Origin of the sequence: Saccharothrix lopnurensis (genome assembly GCF_042658445.1) — a bacterium.
Taxonomy (GTDB): domain Bacteria; phylum Actinomycetota; class Actinomycetes; order Mycobacteriales; family Pseudonocardiaceae; genus Actinosynnema; species Actinosynnema lopnurensis.
In genome coordinates this window covers 59,746-79,605 of sequence record NZ_JBHSQO010000037.1, presented here as the reverse complement: position 1 = coordinate 79,605, position 19,860 = coordinate 59,746, and the positions used below count along the sequence as shown (strand labels likewise).

At 74.0% G+C, this 19,860-nt stretch carries 12 protein-coding genes and 1 pseudogene; 4 read left to right on the top strand and 9 right to left on the bottom strand.

Translation table 11 applies throughout. From position 1 onward, the window contains the following. From ACFP3R_RS27775 to ACFP3R_RS27765, 3 genes and pseudogenes are all read right to left on the bottom strand, one after another. Positions 1-1,710, bottom strand: a 1,710-nt coding sequence (locus ACFP3R_RS27775; RefSeq protein WP_380639930.1) for a type I polyketide synthase, incomplete at its 3' end; no start/stop codon positions are given. Between the two features lie 52 nt (positions 1,711-1,762). Next, a pseudogene (locus ACFP3R_RS27770) lies at positions 1,763-7,219 on the bottom strand (type I polyketide synthase); the annotation flags it as partial. Between the two features lie 413 nt (positions 7,220-7,632). Further along, complete coding sequence (locus tag ACFP3R_RS27765; RefSeq protein ID WP_380639927.1) at positions 7,633-9,270, bottom strand: MFS transporter; 1,638 nt, start codon at positions 9,268-9,270, stop codon at positions 7,633-7,635. A gap of 81 nt (positions 9,271-9,351) precedes the next feature. Here ACFP3R_RS27765 and ACFP3R_RS27760 point away from each other — a divergent pair, with 81 nt between their 5' ends. The 3 genes from ACFP3R_RS27760 to ACFP3R_RS27750 all read left to right on the top strand — a co-directional run bounded on the left by ACFP3R_RS27760 (position 9,352) and on the right by ACFP3R_RS27750 (position 12,455). Next, on the top strand, positions 9,352-9,963 hold the full coding sequence (locus ACFP3R_RS27760; RefSeq protein WP_380639926.1) for a TetR/AcrR family transcriptional regulator: 612 nt from the start codon (positions 9,352-9,354) through the stop codon (positions 9,961-9,963). A 321-nt stretch (positions 9,964-10,284) separates the two neighbouring features. Beyond that, complete coding sequence (locus ACFP3R_RS27755; protein WP_380639924.1) at positions 10,285-11,709, top strand: acyl-CoA carboxylase subunit beta; 1,425 nt, start codon at positions 10,285-10,287, stop codon at positions 11,707-11,709. Further along, positions 11,706-12,455, top strand: coding sequence for a thioesterase II family protein (locus ACFP3R_RS27750; protein WP_380639922.1), 750 nt, complete (start codon positions 11,706-11,708; stop codon positions 12,453-12,455). Before ACFP3R_RS27755 ends, ACFP3R_RS27750 begins: the two co-directional genes overlap by 4 nt. A 4-nt stretch (positions 12,456-12,459) precedes the next feature. Here ACFP3R_RS27750 and ACFP3R_RS27745 read toward each other — a convergent pair whose 3' ends face one another. The 5 genes from ACFP3R_RS27745 to ACFP3R_RS27725 form a co-directional block, all read right to left on the bottom strand. Further along, entirely contained in the window at positions 12,460-12,726 is a 267-nt protein-coding gene (locus ACFP3R_RS27745; protein ID WP_380639920.1) for a hypothetical protein, read from the bottom strand. Beyond that, complete coding sequence (locus tag ACFP3R_RS27740; RefSeq protein WP_380639918.1) at positions 12,699-13,418, bottom strand: ATP-binding cassette domain-containing protein; 720 nt, start codon at positions 13,416-13,418, stop codon at positions 12,699-12,701. Before ACFP3R_RS27740 ends, ACFP3R_RS27745 begins: the two co-directional genes overlap by 28 nt. A 485-nt stretch (positions 13,419-13,903) precedes the next feature. Continuing rightward, positions 13,904-14,422 (bottom strand): hypothetical protein, encoded by a 519-nt coding sequence (locus tag ACFP3R_RS27735; protein ID WP_380639916.1) that lies wholly within the window; start codon positions 14,420-14,422, stop codon positions 13,904-13,906. A gap of 71 nt (positions 14,423-14,493) precedes the next feature. Next, positions 14,494-16,362 carry a molecular chaperone HtpG gene (htpG, locus tag ACFP3R_RS27730; RefSeq protein WP_380639914.1) on the bottom strand — a complete coding sequence of 623 codons (1,869 nt, stop codon included), beginning with the start codon at positions 16,360-16,362 and terminating at the stop codon, positions 14,494-14,496. Between the two features lie 344 nt (positions 16,363-16,706). After that, positions 16,707-17,312, bottom strand: a complete 606-nt coding sequence (locus ACFP3R_RS27725) for a phosphoribosylanthranilate isomerase (RefSeq protein WP_380639912.1) — start codon at positions 17,310-17,312, stop codon at positions 16,707-16,709. Positions 17,313-17,535: 223 nt separating this feature from the next. On the opposite strand from ACFP3R_RS27725, the gene ACFP3R_RS27720 reads away from it, so the two are divergent. Then, on the top strand, positions 17,536-17,934 hold the full coding sequence (locus tag ACFP3R_RS27720; protein ID WP_380639910.1) for an ATP-binding protein: 399 nt from the start codon (positions 17,536-17,538) through the stop codon (positions 17,932-17,934). A 134-nt stretch (positions 17,935-18,068) separates the two neighbouring features. Here the strand turns inward: ACFP3R_RS27720 and ACFP3R_RS27715 are convergent, their stop codons facing one another. Then, complete coding sequence (locus ACFP3R_RS27715) at positions 18,069-19,838, bottom strand: thiamine pyrophosphate-requiring protein (protein ID WP_380639908.1); 1,770 nt, start codon at positions 19,836-19,838, stop codon at positions 18,069-18,071. Between the last annotated feature and the right edge of the window lie 22 nt (positions 19,839-19,860).

Below are 19,860 nucleotides of genomic sequence, written 5' to 3'. Positions count from 1 at the left end.
GAAGGCGCTGGACAGCTCACGACCCATGCCGACCCGCTGCGAACCCTGACCCGTGAACAGGAACGCGGTCAGACCGCTGCCCTCGACCCCGGTCTCCACGTTCGGGGACGGCGTGCCCGAGGCGATCGCGCGCAGCCCGGCCACGAGGTCGTCCCGGGTGGACCCGACGACGACGGCCCGGTGCTCCAGCGCGGCCCGCGTGACGCCCAGCGAGTACGCCAGGTCGAGCGCGTCCGCGCCCGAGGTCTCCGCGAACGACGCCAACCGCGTCGCCTGCGCGACCAGGTCGTCCGCGCCGCGCCCGGACACCGGCCACAGCCTCACCGGGAACCCGGCGACCGGCTCGGCCTCCTCGGTCGCCTCGGCCTGGACCGCGGGGGCCTGCTCGATGATGGTGTGCACGTTGGTGCCGCTGATGCCGAACGACGACACCCCCGCCCGACGCGGACGCCCCGTCTCCGGCCACGGCACCGACTCCGTCAGCAGCGAGACGTTGCCCGCCGTCCAGTCGACCTGGTCGGTGGGCTCCTCCGCGTGCAGGGTCCTGGGCAGCAGACCGTGCCGCATGGCCATGACGACCTTGATCACGCCCGCGACGCCGGCCGCCGCCTGCGGGTGGCCGATGTTGGACTTGATCGAGCCCAGCAGCAGCGGGGTCTCGCGGTCCTGGCCGTAGGTGGCCAGCAGCGCCTGCGCCTCGATCGGGTCGCCCAGCGCGGTGCCGGTGCCGTGTGCCTCGACGGTGTCGACCTGCGCCGCGGACAGCCGCGCGTTGGCCAGGGCCTGCTGGATGACCCGCCGCTGCGACGGGCCGTTGGGCGCGGTCAGGCCGTTGGACGCGCCGTCCTGGTTCATGGCCGAGCCGCGCACCACCGCGAGCACCGGGTGCCCGTTGCGCAGCGCGTCGGACAGCCGCTCCAGCACCACCACGCCCGCGCCCTCGGACCACGCGGCGCCGTTGGCGCCCTGCCCGAACGACCGGCAGCGGCCGTCGGGCGACAGCGCGCGCTGCTTGCTGAACTCCACGAACAGCTGCGGGGTCGCCATCACGGCCACGCCGCCCGCCAGCGCCAGCGAGCACTCCCCCGACCGCAGCGCCTGCGCGGCCAGGTGCACCGCGACCGACGACGACGAGCAGGCCGTGTCGACGGTGACCGCCGGGCCCTCCAGCCCGAAGGTGTAGGCGACGCGGCCGGAGGCGATGCTGCCGGAGGTGGTGCTCTCCAGGTAGTCGTGGTGCATCACGCCGGTGAACACGCCGGTGGCGGTGCCCTTGAGCGAGGTGGGCGGGATGCCGGCGCGCTCGAACGCCTCCCAGGTGACCTCCAGCAGCAGCCGCTGCTGCGCGTCGGTCTCCAGCGCCTCGCGGGGGCTCATGCCGAAGAACACCGGGTCGAACTCGGCGACGTCGTGCAGGAACCCGCCCTCGCGGGTGTAGCTCTTGCCCGGTGTGCCCGGCTCCGGGTCGTAGATGTTCTCCAGGTCCCAGCCGCGGTCCACCGGGAACCCGGAGATCGCGTCCACGCCGTTCGCGACCAGCTCCCACAGGTCCTCGGGCGACCGCACGCCACCGGGGTAGCGGCAGGCCATCGACACGATCGCGATGGGCTCCTGCTCCCTGGCCTCCAGCTCGCGCACCCGCCGCTTGGCCTGCTGGAGGTCGGCGGTCGCCCGCTTGAGGTAGTCGCGGAGCTTGTCGTCGTTCGCCATCGGTGTTCCACCCATCCTGGAGGGCCGTCTTCGTAGTCGCGGGTGACCGGGGTCAGGAGATGCCGAGCTCGCTGTCGAGCACCTCGAAGAGCTCCTCGTCGGTGGCCTCGCCCAGGTCGCGCTCCTCGTCCTCGCTGCGGCCGTGCGCGTCCTGCCAGGTGCGCAGCAGGGCTTCGAGGCGGGCGGTGACCCGGCCGACGTCGTCGCCGGCCACGGCCTCCAGCGCCGCTTCGAGCCGGTCGACCTCGGCCAGCACGGACCGGGCCCCGTCGTCCTCGCCGACCAGCTCGGCGAGCAGGGCGCGGGCCAGCACGTCCGGTGAGGGGTGGTCGAAGACCAGCGTGGCGGGCAGCCGCAGACCGGTCGCGGTGCCGAGCAGGTTGCGCAGCTCCACGGCGGCCAGCGAGTCGAACCCGAGGTCCTTGAACGCCTTGGTGGGCGTGACCTCCTCCACGCCGCCGTAGCCGAGGACGGACGCGGCGTGCGTGCGCACGAGGTCCAGCACCAACTGCTCCCGCTCCACGGCGGGCAGCCCGGTGAGCCGGTCGGCCAGGGGTCGCGCGTCGGGGCCGGAGGCGGCGGCCTGGGCCGCGCGCCGCGCCGGGACCCGAACCAGGCCGCGCAGCACGGCGGGCAGCGCGTCGGTGCGGGCGCGCAGGGCCGTGGTGTCGACCCGCAGGGGCACCAGCGCGGCCTCGTCGGCGGTGAGCGCGGCGTCGAACAGCGCCAGCCCCTCGTCGACGGGCATCGCGGGCATCCCGAGCCGGTCCATGCGGCGCAGGTCGGCCTCGTCGAGGTGGCCGGCCATGCCGCCGCTGGTCGCCCACAGGCCGTAGGCCAGCGAGGTCGCGGGCCGGCCCGCGGCGCGCCGGTGCTCCGCGAGGGCGTCGAGGAACGCGTTGGCGGTGGCGTAGTTCGCCTGCCCCGCGCCGGCGACCACGGCCGCCGAGGAGGAGAACAGCACGAACGCGGCCAGGTCGCCGGTGAGCCGGTGCAGGTGCCAGGCGGCGTCCACCTTGGCGCGCAGCACGGTGTCCACCTGCTCGGGGGTGAGGTCGGCCAGCAGGGCGTTGTCCGCCACGCCCGCGGCGTGCACCACGGCGGTCAGCGGGTGCGCGGCGGGGACGCCGGCGAGCAGCTTCTCCACCGCCTCGCCGTCGCTGGTGTCGCAGGCGACGACCGAGACGTCCGCCCCGGCGGCCTCCAGCTCGGCGGCCAGCTCGGCCGCGCCGGGCGCGACCGGGCCGCGGCGGCTGGTGAGCAGCAGGTGCCGGACGCCGTGCTCGGTGACGAGGTGCCGGGCGAGCAGGCCGCCCAGGCCGCCGGTGCCGCCGGTGACCAGCACGGTGCCGTCGGGCCGCCAGGGCGCGGTGCCCCCGCCGGCCGCCACGACCCGGTGCAGCCGGGGCACCAGCACCTCGCCGTCGCGCAGGGCGAGCTCGGGTTCGCCGGAGGCGACCGCGGCGGGCAGCAGGTCCTCCGCGCCCGGCTCGACGTCGACGACGGTGAACCGGTCGGGGTTCTCGGCCTGCGCGGCGCGCAGCAGGCCCCAGAGGGGCGCGCGGGTCAGGTCGTGCCGGACCGCGCCGCGGGTGACCACGACGAGGCGGGAGCCCGCCAGCCGCTCGTCGGCCAGCCAGCCGGTGAGCAGGCCCAGCACGGCGTGCGTGGCCGACCGGACCTCGGCGGGCACGTCCACCTCGCCGAGCGCGACCGAGGCCGGGTCGCCGGGCGGGATCGGGGCCAGCACCACGCCGGGGACCGCCGCGCCCGCGTCGAGGGCCGCGCGCAACGCCGCCAGGTCCGCGTACGGGGTGGCGGCGACCAGGGCGTCCGGCCCGAGCACGGCCCAGCCGTCCTCGTCGGGCACCGCCACGGGGCCGGCCGGGAGGGACGTCCAGCGCAGGCGGAACAGGGACTCGTGGTACCCGCGCCGCGCGCCGCCCAGCTGCTCGGCGGTCACCGACCGCACCACCAGCTCGTCGATCGTCGCGACCGGCTCGCCGTGCCCGTCGGCCACCGCCACGGACAGCTTGTCCTCGCCCGTGGGCTTGATGTGCAGGCGCAGCTCCGTCGCGCCCGCCGCGTGCAGCCGCACGCCGTTCCAGGCGAACGGCAGCGGGGTGCGCTCGGCCGAGCCGTCGGCGAGGTTGGCGTGCAGGGCGGCGTCGAGCAGCGCCGGGTGCAGGCCGAAGCGGGCCGCGTCGGCGTGCGCGCTCTCGGGCAGGGCGGCCGAGGCGAACAGCTCGCCCTCGCCGCGCCGCCACACCGACCGCAGGCCGCGGAAGACCTCGCCGTAGCCGTAGCCGGCGTCCGCCAGCCGCTCGTAGAACGCGTCCAGGTCCACGGCCTCCGCGCCGGCGGGCGGCCACGCGCCCAGGTGCTCGGGCTCGGCCTCGCCGCCCACGCCGAGCACGCCGGAGGCGTGGCGCGTCCACGGCTCGTCGGCGGCCGAGCCCTCGGGCCGCGAGTGGATCGACAGCACGCGCCGACCGGTCGCGTCCGCGCCCTCGGCGGTCACCCGCAGCGCCAGCGCGCCCTGGTCGGGCAGCAGCAGCGGCACCTCCAGGGTCAGTTCCTCCACCACGTCGCAGCCGACCTGGTCGCCCGCCCGCACGGCCAGCTCCACCAGGCCCGTGCCGGGCACCAGCACGGTGCCGTGCACCGCGTGGTCGGCCAGCCAGCCGTGGGTGCTCCGCGCCAGCCGCCCGGTCAGCACCACGCCGCCGGTCGACGGCGCCTCGACCACCGCGGACAGCACCGGGTGCCCGCCCGCGAGCAGGCCGAACGACTCGGCGTCGCCGGCCGGGCCGGCGGAGGTCAGCCAGTAGCGCTTGCGCTGGAAGGCGTAGGTCGGCAGGTCGACGCGCCGCGCGCCGCGGCCGGCGAAGAACGCCGCCCAGTCGACCTCGACGCCGTGCGCGAACGCGGTGACCAGGCCGGTGGTCAGCGCCACGACCTCGTCGCGGTCGCGCCGCTGGGTGGCGACGGCCGTGCCGGCGGGCGCCATGCCGGTGAGCACGCCGTCCGGGCCGACCTCGACGAACCGCGAGACGCCCTGGGCGGCGAGGAACTCCGCGCCGTCGTGGAACCGCACGGCCTGGCGCACGTGCCGCACCCAGTAGTCCGCGCCGGCGATCTCCCCGGTCACCTGCCCACCGGTCACGGTGGAGACGAACGCCAGGGTCGGTTCGGCGTAGGTGACCTTCTCCGCGATCCGCCGGAACTCCTCCAGCATCGGTTCCATCAGCGGCGAGTGGAAAGCGTGCGAGACGCGCAGGCGCTTGGTGCGCCGCCCCTCCAGCTTCGCCGCGAGCCCGTCCACCGCGTCCTCGGCACCCGAGACCACCACGGCGGTCGGCCCGTTGACGGCCGCCAAACCCACGCGCTCGTCCAGCAGGGGAACGATTTCCTCCTCGGTCGCCTCGACCGCGAGCATCGCCCCACCGGCCGGCAGCGCCTGCATCAACCGACCCCGCGCGGCCACCAGGCGGCAGGCGTCCTCCAGCGAGAACACCCCCGCCACATGAGCCGCCGCGATCTCACCGATCGAATGACCGGCCAGGAAGTCCGGCTTCACACCCCAGGACTCCAACAACCGGAACAGCGACACCTCGAACGCGAACAACGCCGGCTGGCTGAACGCCGTCTGGTTCAACAACTCCTGGTCGTCACCGAACACGATGTCCTTGAGCGACCGTTCCAGCTCGACGTCCACCAGGGCGCAGACCCGGTCGAACGACGCGGCGAACACCGGGAAGGCGTCCGACAGCTGCCGGCCCATGCCGACCCGCTGCGAACCCTGACCCGTGAACAGGAACGCGGTCGCGCCCGGCTCGACCTGGCCGCGCACCACGCCCGGGGCGCCGTCCGCCAGTGCGGCGGTCAGCTCGTCGGCGGTGCGGCCCACGACCGCGAGCCGGTGCTCGAAGTGCGCGCGGGAGGTGGCCAGCGAGTAGGCGGTGTCGAGCGCGCTCGCGCCGGTCACCGCGCGCAGCCGCCGCACCTGGGCGGCCAGCGCCTCCGGCGTCTTGGCCGTCACCACCCACGGCACCACGTCGGTCTCGACGGCCGACGCCTCCTCCGGCGCGGCCTCGTCCTCGCCGGTGCCCGCCTCCGGGGCCTCGTCGGCGGGCGCCTGCTCCAGCACCACGTGCGAGTTGGTGCCGCTGATGCCGAACGAGGACACCGCCGAGCGGCGCGGCCGGCCCGTCTCCGGCCACGGCACGGTCCCCGCGGGCAGCGCGACGGCGCCCGCGGTCCAGTCCACGTGCGACGTCGGCGCGTCCACGTGCAGGGTCTTGGGCACGAGCCCGCGGTCCATCGCCAGGATCATCTTGATCACGCCGGCCACGCCGGCGGCCGCCTGGGTGTGGCCCAGGTTGGACTTGATCGACCCCATCAGCAGCGGGTGCTCCCGCTGCTGGCCGTAGGTGGCGATGACCGCCTGCGCCTCGATCGGGTCGCCCAGCCGGGTGCCGGTGCCGTGCGCCTCCAGGACGTCGACCTGCTCGGCGGACAGGCCGGCGTTGGCCAGGGCGGCGCGGATGACCCGCTGCTGCGAGGGGCCGTTGGGCGCGGTCATGCCGCTGGAGGCGCCGTCCTGGTTCACCGCGGTGCCCTTGACCACCGCGAGGACGCGGTGCCCGTTGCGGCGCGCGTCGGACAGCCGCTCGACCACGATCACCGCGGCGCCCTCGGACCAGCCGGTGCCGTCCGCCGCCTCGGCGAAGGGCTTGCAGCGGCCGTCCGGCGCCAGGCCGCGCTGGCGGGAGAAGTCCACGAAGGTCTCGGGCGAGGGCATCACGGTCACGCCGCCGGCCAGCGCCAGCGAGCACTCGCCGCGGCGCAGCGCCTGCACCGCGAGGTGCAGGGCGACCAGCGACGAGGAGCACGCCGTGTCCACGGTGACCGCCGGGCCCTCCAGCCCGAAGGTGTAGGCGACGCGGCCGGAGAACACGCTGCCCGCGTTGCCGTTGCCGATGAAGCCCTCCAGCTCCTCCGGCACGACGGGCACGCGCGACGAGTACTCGTGGTACATCAGTCCGGCGTAGACACCCGTGCGGCTGCCCTTGAGCGCGGTGGGGTCGATGCCCGCGTGCTCGAACGCCTCCCAGGACACCTCCAGCAGCAGGCGCTGCTGCGGGTCCATGGCCACGGCCTCGCGGGGGCTGATGCCGAAGAAGCCGGCGTCGAAGTCGGCCGCGTCGTGCAGGAACCCGCCCTCGCGCGCGTAGGTGTGCCCGCGCCGGTCGGGGTCGGGGTCGTAGAGGGCGTCGACGTCCCAGTCGCGGTCGGTCGGGAACGGCGAGACCACGTCCACGCCACCCGCCACGAGGTCCCACAGCTGGTCGGGGTTGGCGACCCCGCCGGGGAAGCGGCAGCCGATGCCGACGACCGCGATCGGGTCGTTGTCCCGGCGCTCGGCCTCGCGCAGCCTGCGGCGTGCTTCACGCAGGTCCGCGGTCGCCCGCTTCAGGTAAGCAAGAAGCTTTTCCTCGTTTCCCACGCACGCCTCCCGGGTCGTTCCACTCCGCGGTCAATCCGATCCGGTGCCCCGAGGCGCCACAGTGGGCGACATGTCCGCGGCACCGCCGTCGACGAGCGAGTTTTCGCACGTCCTGGATCTGCTGCGGCAACGGCGACGATTCTTCGCGGAATTACCCGCGTCGCCGCACGAGCGCACGACACCTCAGCCGATGATTTCCCGACCCGCTTTTCCCAACATGACGCTACGGAGAGGCCGACACCGCAGCCACCCCTAGCAGGCCCTTAGCTCACCCCTAGCGGTGTTGGGTCCGGCGGTCTCCGGGGAACCCTTCCCGACCGCGTCGAAACCCCGAGCAACCCCTTCCCGAAAAGACGGGCTCCCGACCGCACAGGGGTGCGGCCGGGAGCCCGGTCGGGGTGGTGCGGGTGGGTTCAGGCGGTGGTCCCGGTCTTCTCCCGGTCGTCCTCACCGGCGGGGACCGCGACGGGGTCGGGGTCGGCCGGCTCCTCGGCGGACTCGCCCGGACCGGCCTCCGGCGCGGTGACCGACGGCGGGACCGGGCGCGGCACCTTGCGCAGCATCACGAACGCCAGCACCGCGGTGACCACCAGCACACCGGACACCGAGTACGCGGCGATGTGCAGCTCCTCGGTGAACGCCGTGCGCGCGGCCAGCCACAGGTCCTGGCCCACGTCACCGGGCAGCGTGCGGGAGACCTCCAGGGCCGAGCCGAGCGTGTCCCGGGCGGTGTCCAGCGCCTCGGCCGGCACCCCGGCGGGCGCGTCGTCGGCGAGCTGCGAGCGGTAGACGAACGCGCCGACGCTGCCCAGCACGGCCACGCCCAGCGCGCTGCCGAACTGGCTGCCGGTCTCCGACAGGCCCGCGGCGGACCCGGCGCGCTCCGGCGGCGCGGTCGTCACCACCAGCTCGGCGGTCAGCGTCAGCGCCATCGCCATGCCCATGGTGGACAGCATCTGGCCGACGACCGCCTGGGCCAGGCCGTTCTCGACGCCCACCTGCGACATCAGCAGGAAGCCGCCGATGCCGATGCCCAGGCCGATCGCGGTGGTGGTGGCGTGCCCGAGCTTCGAGGTGAGCAGCGGGGCCAGCAGCGCCGCGCCGATCGCGGCGGTGAACGCCTGCGGCAGCGACCACAGGCCGGCCTCGAACGGTTCGAGCCCCAGCACCAGCTGGAGGTACTGGGCGGTGAAGAACATGAAGCCGACCAGCGCGAAGTTCGCCAGCACGTTGGTGACCAGGGCGGCGGAGAACGCGGCCTTGCCGAACAGCCGCACGTCCACCATCGGGTCGTCCAGCCCGCGTTGGCGCGCGATGAACAGCGGCACGAACAGCAGGCCCACCACCACCGCGGCCAGCGGCTGCCAGCCGAAGCCCTCCTCGGCGAACTCCTTGATGCCCCACACCGCCGGCAGGACGCCCGCGAACAGCAGCACCGAGCTGAAGAGGTCGAACCGCCCGGCGGCGGGGTTGCGGTACTCGGGCAGCAGCAGGGGCGAGGCCACCACGAGGACCAGCATGATCGGCACGTTGATCAGGAACACGGTGCCCCAGTGGAAGGACTGGAGCAGCACGCCGCCGAGCAGCAGGCCGATCGCGCCACCGGCGGAGAAGCCCGCCGACCACAGGCCGATCGCGGCGCGGCGCTGCTGCTCGTCCTGGAACATGGTGCGGATCAGGGACATGGTGGACGGCATCAGCGTCGCGCCCGCCGCGCCCATGAGCGCGCGGGTGGCGATGAGCAGCTCCGGGCTGTCGGCGTAGGCCGAGACCGCGGAGGCGATGCCGAAGGCGGCCGCGCCGATGATCAGCAGCTTGCGGCGGCCGATGCGGTCACCGAGCGTGCCCATCGGGATCAGCAGGCCCGCGAGCACGAACGCGTAGATGTCGGTGATCCACAACAACTGGCTGCTGGACGGTCCCAGCTCCGCGCTGACGAACGGCAGCGCATAAGACAGCACGGTCATGTCCATGCTGATGATCAGCGTGACGAGGACGAGGACAGCCAGCCCCCACCACTCCCGCTTCCCGGCACGTTGGGCTGGAGTCATGTCCACGACGCTACACCCGATCTATACGCTTGTATATGACGTCTGTATGAAAACACTGTCCTGATCCTGTAAGGTCACTTCGTGGGTCATCGAGAACAGCTCCTCGCCGGCGCGAGGAAATGTCTGTACGAACGTGGTTACGCGAACACCACGGCGAGGGACCTCGTCTCCGCGTCGAACACCAACCTGGCCTCGATCGGTTACCACTTCGGGTCCAAGGAGGCGCTGCTGAACGCGGCGCTCGTGACGGCGTTCGAGGAGTGGGGCGCCGAGCTGGACCGGGTGATGAGCACCGCGGAGGGACCCGACCTCACCACGGCCGGCCGCCTGGAGGCCATGTGGAGCGGCGTGCTGGAGTCCTTCAGCAGCCACCGGCCGCTGTGGGTGGCCGGCATCGAGGCGTTCGCCCTCGCCGAGCGGATGCCCGACCTGCGCGAGAAGCTCGCCACCGCCTACCAGCGCGCCCGCCCGTCGCTGGGCGCCCTGGCCGTGCCCGATCACGACGCGGACCACCCGACGCGGCTCGCCGCCGGGTCGTTCCTGCTCGCCGTGATGATCGGGCTGACCGTGCAGAACCTGCTCGACCCGCCGTCCGCGCCGACCGCCGGCGACCTGCTGTCGGCCCTGCGGGCGATGACGGAGAAGCTGGACGAGCCCTCCGACCTGAACCCGGCCGACAACGCCCGCCCCTGATGCGCCCGACCCTGATGCGCCCGACCCTGATGCGCCCGACCCTGATGCGCCCGCCGCTGATGCGCCCGGCCCTGGTCCGGTCGGCCCGGTGGGCACCGGCGGCCTCCTCGTGGGTTCGACGCGCCGGCCCGACGCGCCGCGCGTTCGCGGAAGTCCTCCGCTGGCCCACACCCTCCCGCCCCGCGCCCGCCCCCGTCCACCCTTGCGGGGCCCGGCAAGGGGGCGCGACCAGGTCTCCCAGGGGTGCTCTAGGGGTTGTCGCGCGCCGCGGCCACCGGCAGGTTCGAGGCACCGCCCCGCTCGCCGAGCCGAGGAGAACGCATGTCAGTCCTGGCCACCGACACGTCGGTCGAGGCGCCGGAGCCGCTCGACCCGCGTGACCCGATGGTCCGGCTGGGGAACCTGCTCGACCCCGGTACCGCGACCCCCCTGCACGAGCAGGACGGCAGCGGCGTGCGGGCGGTGCGCGGGCGCGTCAACGGTTCCCCCGTGCTGGCCTACTGCACCGACGCCACCATGATGGGCGGTGCGATGGGCTGGGCCGGCGCGCAGCGCATCGTCGAGGCGATCGAGGCCGCCGTGCGCGACCGCGTCCCCGTGATCGGCCTGTGGCACTCCGGCGGCGCGAAGCTCGCCGACGGCGTGGAGTCCATGGACGGCGTCGGCCGGATGTTCGCCGCGATGACCCGCGCCTCCGGGCGCGTGCCCCAGATCTCGGTGATCCTCGGACCGGCCGCCGGCGCCGCCGCCTACGGCCCCGCGCTGACCGACATCGTGGTGCTGGCCCGGGGCGGCCGGGTGTTCGTCACCGGTCCCGAGGTCGTCCGCAGCGTCACCGGCGAGCAGATCGACATGGAGGGCCTGGGCGGCGTCGAGGCGCACGGCCGCAAGTCCGGTGTGGTCCACGTGACCACGGAGTCCGAGGAGGAGGCGCTGCGGAAGGCGCGCTCCCTGGTGGACTTCTTCACCCGGCCCGGCGTGCTGGACCTGGCGTCCGCGGCCGACGGGCGCGACCCCAGCTCCTGGCTGCCGGAGTCGCCGCGCCGCGCCTACGACGTGAAGCCCTTGGTGAACGACGTGCTCGACCCGGGTTCCTTCGAGGAGCTCCAGGCCAAGTGGGCGCCGAACGTCGTGGTCGGCTTCGGCAGGCTCGCCGAGCGCACGGTGGGCGTCATCGCGAACAACCCGCTGCGCAAGGGCGGCTGCCTGGACTCGCTGAGCGCGGAGAAGGCGTCCCGGTTCGTGCGCATGTGCGACGCGTTCGGCGTGCCGCTGCTGGTGCTGGTGGACGTGCCCGGCTACCTGCCCGGCGTCGGGCAGGAGTGGGGCGGCGTGGTGCGGCGCGGCGCGAAGCTGCTGCACGCCTTCGCCGAGGCGGTCGTCCCGCGCGTCACCCTCATCACCCGCAAGTCCTACGGCGGCGCGTACATCGCCATGAACTCGCGGTCCCTGGGCGCCAGCGCGGTGTTCGCCTGGCCGGACGCCGAGGTGGCCGTGATGGGCGCCGAGGCCGCGGTGAAGATCCTGCACCGCAAGAAGCTCGCCGCCGCGACCGAGGAGGAGCGCCCGGAGCTGCTCGCCCGGCTGGTCGAGGAGCAGCAGCGCATCGCGGGCGGCGTGGACCGGGCGCTGGCGCTCGGCGTCGTGGACGAGGTCGTGGCGCCGCGCGACACCCGCCGCAGGCTGGCCGAGGCGCTGGCCGCCGCGCAGCCGGGTCGCGGCCACCACGGGAACATCCCGCTGTGAGCGCGCCGACGTCCACCGGCGCCTGGCTGCGCCGGTTCCGCCCGACCGCCGGCGCGCCGCTGCGCCTGGTGTGCTTCCCGCACGCGGGCGGCTCCGCCTCGTACTTCGTGCCGGTGGCCCAGGCGCACGCGCCCGGCGTCGACGTGCTGGCCGTGCAGTACCCGGGGCGGCAGGACCGCCGCGCGGAGCCGACCGTGGGCTCCATCGCGGAGCTGGCCGACAGCCTGGTGCCGGAGCTGCTGGCGTGGACGGACGTGCCGTTCGCGTTCTTCGGCCACAGCATGGGCGCGACCCTGGCGTTCGAGGTCGCGCGCCGGCTGGAGGACCGGGGCGTCACCCCGCTGCGGCTGTTCGCGTCGGCCCGGCGCGGCCCCACCACCCACCGCGGCGAGCGGCTGCACCTCCAGGGCGACCGGGTGCTGATGGAGGAGCTGCGGTCGCTGGGCGGCACGGACCTGCGGGCCATGGACGAGGAGATCCTCGGCATGGTGCTGCCCGCGCTGCGGGCCGACTACCGGGCCGTGGAGACCTACGAGTACGTGCCCGGACCGCCGCTGCGCGCCCCGATCACCGCCCTGATCGGCGACGCCGACCCGAAGGTGGTCGAGGCCGAGGCCCTGACCTGGGCCGAGCACACCTCGGGCGGGTTCGAGCTGGAGGTCTTCCGCGGCGGCCACTTCTACCTGGCCGACCACGCGGAGACGGTCAACGCGCTGATCGCCGACCGCCTCCGCCGGGCCCGCTGACCGCTCAGTCGAGGTGCGCGAGGCCGAGGGCGCACAGGTGGGACACCCACCGGCCCAGGTCCTCGCGCACCACGTGCGGGTCGGTGTTCCACCGCCGCGCCAGCGCCGCCGACGCCTCGTCCACGCGGCCGTCGTGCCGGCGCAGCGCGATCCACATCCCGGTGTGCTCGGCCTCGAAGAGGAACGACGCGCCGGGGCCCGGCATGGTCAGCGATAACCGGCCCTCCGCGTCGACCTCGGCGTTCACCGGGTGTTCGAGTCGAACGCGCACCCGCTCCCCCTGAACGGTTCGACGACGCGGTCGCACCACGGGGCGACCCGCTCGGGCGAGCGCACGGCGCACAGCACGCCGCCGCCGGCGGCGGTGAACTCCCGCAGCACCGCGCGCACCACCCCGAACGCCCACGCGTCGACCCCGGTGAACGGGTCGTCCAGCACCAGCAGCCGGCGCTCGCCCAGCAGCGCCGTGGCCAGCCGCAGCAGGAGGCGCTGCCCGGTGGTGCAGCCGTGCACGGGCAGGTCGGCCACGTCGGTCAGCTCGCACACCGCCAGCAGCAGGGTCGCCCGGCGCTCCGCGACCGAGCGCGGCAGGCCGTGGCCCATCCCCGCGCCCACCAGCACGTCGCGGCAGGGGCGGCGGTCGAGCACCGCCCCGTCGTCGGCGGGCACCAGCGCGACACCCGTCCGGATGAGCCCCGAGCCGTCCCACAGGTCCTCGCCGAACAGCCACAGGACACCGTCGTCGGGCGGCAGCAACCCGGCCGCGATCGACGTCAGCGTCGTCTTGCCGGCACCGGGACCGCCGACCACCCCGACCAGCGCGCCGCCGCGCACCTCCAGGTCGACGCGGTCGAGCACGACCTCGTCCCCGAACTGCTTGCGGACGCCGTCCAGCCGGAGCAGTGGAGTCCCGGTGCTCCCGACACCCGGGAGCAGCCGCTCCTCCGAAACCGTTGCACGCATGAACCCCTCCTATGAGCTGACCTCAACGCTAAGAGAGGTCACCGACGAGGGGCATGGCGCTAACGCCACAACAGAGGTGGACCTACACCAACCCCCGATCGGGAACACCGGTGGGCCGAAAGTGACGAAGGGTCACAAGCGAGGGCGGCGGTGGGCCCGGGACGGGCCCCGGGGAACCGGGAATTCCACCCGAGACACGAGGCTCAACCCGCAGAAATCGGGTGAGGCTGGAATAACGGCACGCGCGGGGGCCGAGTGGTACCGCCGTCACCCGATCGGGGCGAAAACCGACCGGGACGCAGTCCTCTTTCGGACGCAAGGTATTGTGCCCCAACGACTTCAAAATTGTGACCTTCGCCACTCCCCCTGTTCCGCCCCGTCCCGGGCGGCCGGAAGTGGCGCGGCGCACAGCCGGCCGTCGACCGCCCGGCCGGCCCGCCGACGCGGGTTCAACTCGTCCGGACCGCCGACGCGGGTTCAGCCCGTCACCCCGGTGCGGCGACCCGCACGTCGGCCGTCAGCTCCAGCACGGCGGCGGCCGGGTCCGGGCGCAGGAAGCGCAGGCCCATGAAGTTGTCGCCGGCGGTGAACCCGGGCAGCGCCCAGACCTCCTCGTAGGGGATGTCGGTGGGCCACAACGCGCGCAGGCTGTAGACGTTGCTCCACACGCACCGGCCGGGATCGGGTCGCCACAGGTGCCGGGCGAAGTCCGGGTTGCGCAGGCGGTGGCCGACCTCGCCGACCGCCAGCACGCGCTTGCGGCCGGTCAGCAGCACGACGTCACCGGCCGTGACCGTGTCCATCCGCCTGTCGTGCTTCGCCGTGGCGCCCCAGAACCGGGCCCGGCCCGACGGGTGGGCGGCGGTCAACCCGGTCAGGTCCTCCGGGTCGAGCAGCCCGGCGCGGTCCGGTTCCCGGAAGGGCACGGCGCGGTCCAGGGTCTCCGCCCAGCACCGACGTACCCAGGGCTTGCCGAAGGAGGGCTGGACGAAGACCTGCGGCACGGCCCCGGGCTACCCACGAGTCCGGGGTCCGACACCGGGGCGGCGGTCGCGGCGACCGCCGCCCCGGTCGGTCACAGCGACCGCTGGAGGTGGTCCGACAGCAGCCGCACGAACCGGGCCGGGTCGGTCAGCTCGCCGCCCTCCGCGAGCAGCGCCATGCCGTGCAGCAGCTCCACGGTCCCGGCCAGCCCGTCGTGGTCCTCGGTGGCGGCGAACGCCCCGTGCAGGCCGACGACCAGCGGGTGGGCCGGGTTCAGCTCCAGGATGCGCTTGACCGGCGGCAGCTCCTGCCCCATCGCCCGGTACATCTTCTCCAGGGTCGGGGTGAGGTCGTGGGCGTCGCCGACCACGCACGCGGGCGAGGTGGTCAGGCGCGAGGACAGCCGCACCTCCTTGACCTGCTCGGCCAGGGTGGTGGTCATCCAGGCGAGCAGGTCGGCGAAGTCCTTCCGCCGCTCCTCGGCCTCCTGCTTCTCCTCCTCGGTCTCCAGGTCGACCTGCCCCTTGGCGACCGACCGGAAGGTCTTCCCCTCGAACCCGGGCACCGCGTCGACCCACATCTCGTCGATCGGGTCGGTGAGGACCAGCACCTCGAAGCCCTTGGCGCGCAACGCCTCCAGGTGCGGCGAGTTCTCGACCGTGGCCCGCGAGTCACCGGTCATGTAGTAGATGTGCTGCTGGTCCTCCTTCATCCGCTCGACGTAGTGCGCGAGCGTGGTCTTCTCCTCCGCGTCGTGGGTGGAGTCGAAGGAGGCGATGCCGAGGATGGCCTCGCGGTTCTCGGCGTCGGCGAGCAGGCCCTCCTTCACCGCCGCGCCGAACTCGCGCCAGAACGTCGCGTAGTCCTCGGGCTTGTCGGCCATCATGGTCTTGACGGTGGAGAGCACCTTCTTGACCAGGCGGCGGCGCATCAGCTGGATCTGGCGGTCCTGCTGGAGGATCTCGCGCGAGACGTTGAGCGAGAGGTCCTGGGCGTCCACCACGCCCTTGACGAACCTCAGGTACTCCGGCATCAGCTCTTCGCAGTCGTCCATGATGAAGACGCGCTTGACGTAGAGCTGCACGCCGCGCTTGCGCTCGCGCATGAACAGGTCCAGCGGCGCCTGCGACGGGATGAACAGCAGCGCCTGGTACTCGAACGTGCCCTCCGCCTTCATGCGGATGGTGTCCAGCGGCTTGTTCCAGTCGTGGCTGACGTGCCGGTAGAACTCGGCGTACTCCTCCTCGGTGACCTCGCTCGCCGGGCGCGCCCAGAGCGCCTTGCGGGAGTTGATCACCTCGGGCTCGGCGTCGTCGCCCTTCGCCAGCCTGATCGGCCAGGTGATGAAGTCGGCGTAGCGCTTGACGATCTCGGTGACCTTGGCCGTCGAGGTGTAGTCGGGGAGGTGGTCCTCGTCGTCGGCGGGCTTGAGGTGCAGGGTCACCGCGGTGCCCTGCGGCGCGTCCTCGACCTCCTCGATCGTGTAAGTCCCCTCGCCGCCGGACTCCCACCGCACGCCCTCGGCGGACCTCGGGTGCCTGGTCACCAGCGTCACCCGGTCGGCGACCATGAACGTCGAGTAGAAGCCGATGCCGAACTGGCCGATGAGGTCCTGCGAGGCGGCGGCGTCCTTGCTCTCCTTCAGCCTGGTCAGGAACTCGGCCGTGCCGGACTTGGCGATGGTGCCGATCAGGTTGACCACGTCGTCGCGGGTCATGCCGATGCCGTTGTCCCGGACCGTCAACGTCCGCTGCTCGCGGTCGACCTCGATCGCGATGTGCAGGTCGGAGGTGTCCGCGGTCAGGTCCTTGTCGCGGAACGTCTCCAGGCGCAGCTTGTCCAACGCGTCCGAGGCGTTGGAGACCAGCTCGCGCAGGAACGTGTCCTTGTTCGAGTAGATCGAGTGGATCATCAGCTGGAGGAGTTGCCGCGCCTCCGACTGGAACTCGAGCGTTTCCACGTCCGTCCTCTCTGTCCGACCCTCGTCGACCGCACATCGTATCGAGCCCCGGGGCGCCGGGTGGGCGACCTCGGGGCAACCGCGCCTCGGGGATCGGGTGCCGCACAGGGTGCCGCCGGCTGTTGCGGGACTCGGCCGGTGTGGGACCGGGCCGGACCGCGACCCGGGTCACACCGACCGGCGGGTGTCGGCCGGGTGGGTGGTGGACCGGTAGGGGTCGGACCAGCGGGTGTCGGCCGCCCGGAACAGGTCCCCGGCCCCCTCCCGGCACCGCTCGCTCCACCCGGCCGGATCGCTGCTCCCTCGCGTGCCGGGTGGCCGCGTGGTCCCACGCGGCGGCGCGGTCAGCCCCCGACCGACCGCGCCGCGGCCACGAACTCGCGCATCAACCCGTGGTCCTTCACCCCGCGGCCCGACTCGATGCCGCTGGACACGTCGACCCCCCACGGGCGGGCCAGGGTGACGGCCTCCGCCACGTCGCGCACGCCCAACCCGCCGGCCAGCAGCCACCGCCCCTCGGGGCGGGCGCGGTCCAGGGCGGTGAGGTCCCAACGCTCCCCCGAGCCCGCCACGGGCGAGTCGAGCAGGAGCAGGTCCTCGCCGTACGCGCCCACCCGCACGTCGGTGTCCGGCTTGAGCGCGACCGCCCGCACCAGCCGCACGCCCGACGCCGCGACCTCGTCGAACGCGGACCTCGGGTAGTCGCCGTGCAGCTGGGCCGCGCCGATCCCGGACGCCCCGGCCAGGCGGCGCACCTCGTCCGCCCCGACCCCGCGGAACACGCCGACGGCCAGCACGTGCGGCGGGACCTCGCGGACCAGCTCCCGGGCCGTGTCGAGGTCCACCCGGCGCGCGCTCTCGGTGAACACGAAACCCACCGCGTCCGCCCCGGCCTCGACCGCCACCGCCACGTCGGCCGCGGTGCGCAGGCCGCACAACTTCACGTACATGTCGGTGACAGTAGCGCGGCGCCCGGTCGTGTCCACAGAGGACCCGACCGTCGGCGCCGGGTTTCGCGGTCGCCCGATCGGGGTAGGGACGAGGGGTTGGGCCGGGCCGGGTGGAATGGGCGGCGCCCCACCGGTCGGGAGCGGCACGGGGACCACCGGACAGGGTAGCTTCTGCGCAGATCCGCGCCCCGGGCGTCTTGAGCAGACAGGACAGGTTCGCCACATGACCGATGAGGGTGATCGAAGCCCACCCGCGCCGTTGGTCGTCGACCTGACGGGGCCGCGCCCGCCCGCGCTGGCGGACGTGCGGCGGCGCACCGTCACCTCCCTGCCGGCCCTGTCCGACGACAAGGTGGACGACGTGCTGCTGGTCGTCACCGAGCTGGTCAGCAACGCCTACGACCACGGCGACCGCGCGCTGGAGCTGCGCGTGGGCGGCTCCCGGCAGCTGGTCCGGATCGAGGTCGACGACGAGTCGCCGGACATGCCGGTGCTGGGCCGCTCCTCCATCGGGCGCTACCGCGGGCACGGCCTGCTCATGGTGGAGAACCTGTGCAAGGACTGGGGTGTCGCGCGCGGGACCGCGCACAAGACCGTCTGGGCGGTCCTCACCAGGGACTGACCTGGGCTCCCGCCCCACCGACCCCTGGGGCCCGACCCCGGCCCGCCCTGCCGCTCCACCCCTGCCGCTCACCGGCCCCGGCCCGCCCTGCCGCGCGCCGCTCCTCCCCCACCGCCCGCCGCCCCCGGCCCGCCCTACCCCGCCTCGTCGGCGCGTTGACGCCGCAGCTGCTCCGACGCCGCCTCGTTCGGCTCCTGCTCCAGCGCGCGGCGCATGGTGTCCACCTCCTCCTCCGGCAGGTGCGGCGCGAGCAGCGGCACGTCCGGGTCCACCAGGGCCTCCACCACCACCGGCCGGTCGGCGTGGAAGGCGTCGTGCCAGGCCGGGCCGACCTGGTCCGGCGCGTCGACCCGGATGCCGCGCAGGCCCAGCAGCTCGGCGTAGGCGGCGTAGGGGAAGTCCGGCACGCGCTGCGAGGTCGCGAAGCGCGGGTCGCCCTCCATCTCGCGCTGCTCCCAGCTCACCTCGCCCAGGTCGCGGTTGTGCAGCACCAGCACCACGAACCTCGGGTCGGCCCAGGCGCGCCACCGGTCGGCCACCGTGATCAGCTCCATCAGGCCGTTCATCTGCATCGCGCCGTCGCCGACCAGCGCCACCACGGGCCGGTCGGGCGCGTGCAGCTTGGCGGCCAGGCCGTAGGGCAGCGAGCAGCCCATCGACGCCAGGTAGCCGGAGGTGTGGGCGGGCGCGCCGACCGGCAGCGCCAGGTGGCGGGCGTACCAGTAGGTGGACGAGCCGACGTCCACCGCGACCTGCACGTCCGGCGGCAGGTGGCCGGACAGCTCGTGCACCACCAGCTCCGGGTTGAGCGGGTCGGCGGGGTGCCGGGCGCGCCGGCCGGCCACCTGCCGCCACCTCGCGACGCCCTCGAACACCTCCCGCTCCCACGACCGGTCCGCTGTGGGTGTCAGCAGCGGCACCAGCGCCCGCAGCGTCTCCGCGGAATCCCCCACCAGGGGTACCTCGACCGGGTACTTCCCGCCGACCACGCGGGCGTCGATGTCGATCTGCACGGCGCGGGCCTGGCCCGGCTCGGGGTAGAACTCGGTCCACGGGTCGTTGCTGCCGACGATCAGCAGCGTGTCGCAGCCCGACATCAGCTCGGCGCTCGCGGTGGTGCCCAGGTGGCCCATGACGCCGGTGTGCCAGGGCGCGTCCTCGGTCATCACGGTCTTGCCGAGCAGGGACGCGGTGACGCCCGCGCCCAGCCGGGCCACGACCTCCGCGATCCCGGTCGCGGCCCCCTCCGCCCCGCGCCCGATCAGCAGCGCGACCTTCCGGCCCGCGTTGAGCACGTCGGCGGCCCGGCGCAGGTCCTCCTCGCGCGGCAGCACGCGGGGCCGGGCCACGACCGCCGAGGAGGGCACCACGCCGTGGGTGTGCGGCAGCTCGTCCACGGCGTCGGCGCGCTGCACGTCGTGCGGCACGATCAGGCAGGTGGGCACGCCCTGGGAGATGGCGGTGCGCATCGCGTTGTCCAGCAGCACGGGCAGCTGCTCGGGCGCGGACACCGTCTGGAGGTACCGGCCGCACACGTCCTTGAACAGCGAGTGCAGGTCCACCTCCTGGAGGTAGCCGGTGCCGAGCGCGCTGGTCACGACCTGGCCGACGATCGCGACCACCGGGCGGTGGTCCAGCTTGGCGTCGTAGAGGCCGTTGAGCAGGTGGATCGCGCCGGGGCCCTGGGTGGCCAGGCACACGCCCGGCGCGCCGGTGTACTTGGCGTGGCCGGTGGCCATGAACGCGGCCGTCTCCTCGTGCCGGACGGGCACGAACTCCGGGTCGCCGCCGGCCCGGCGCAGGGCGGCCAGCAGCGGGTCGATCCCGTCGCCCGCGAAGCCGAAGACCCTGGGCACGCCCCACGTCCGCAGGCGCTGGACCAGGGCGTCGGCGACGGTGCTCATGGGGCCTCCTCGAACCGGGCAC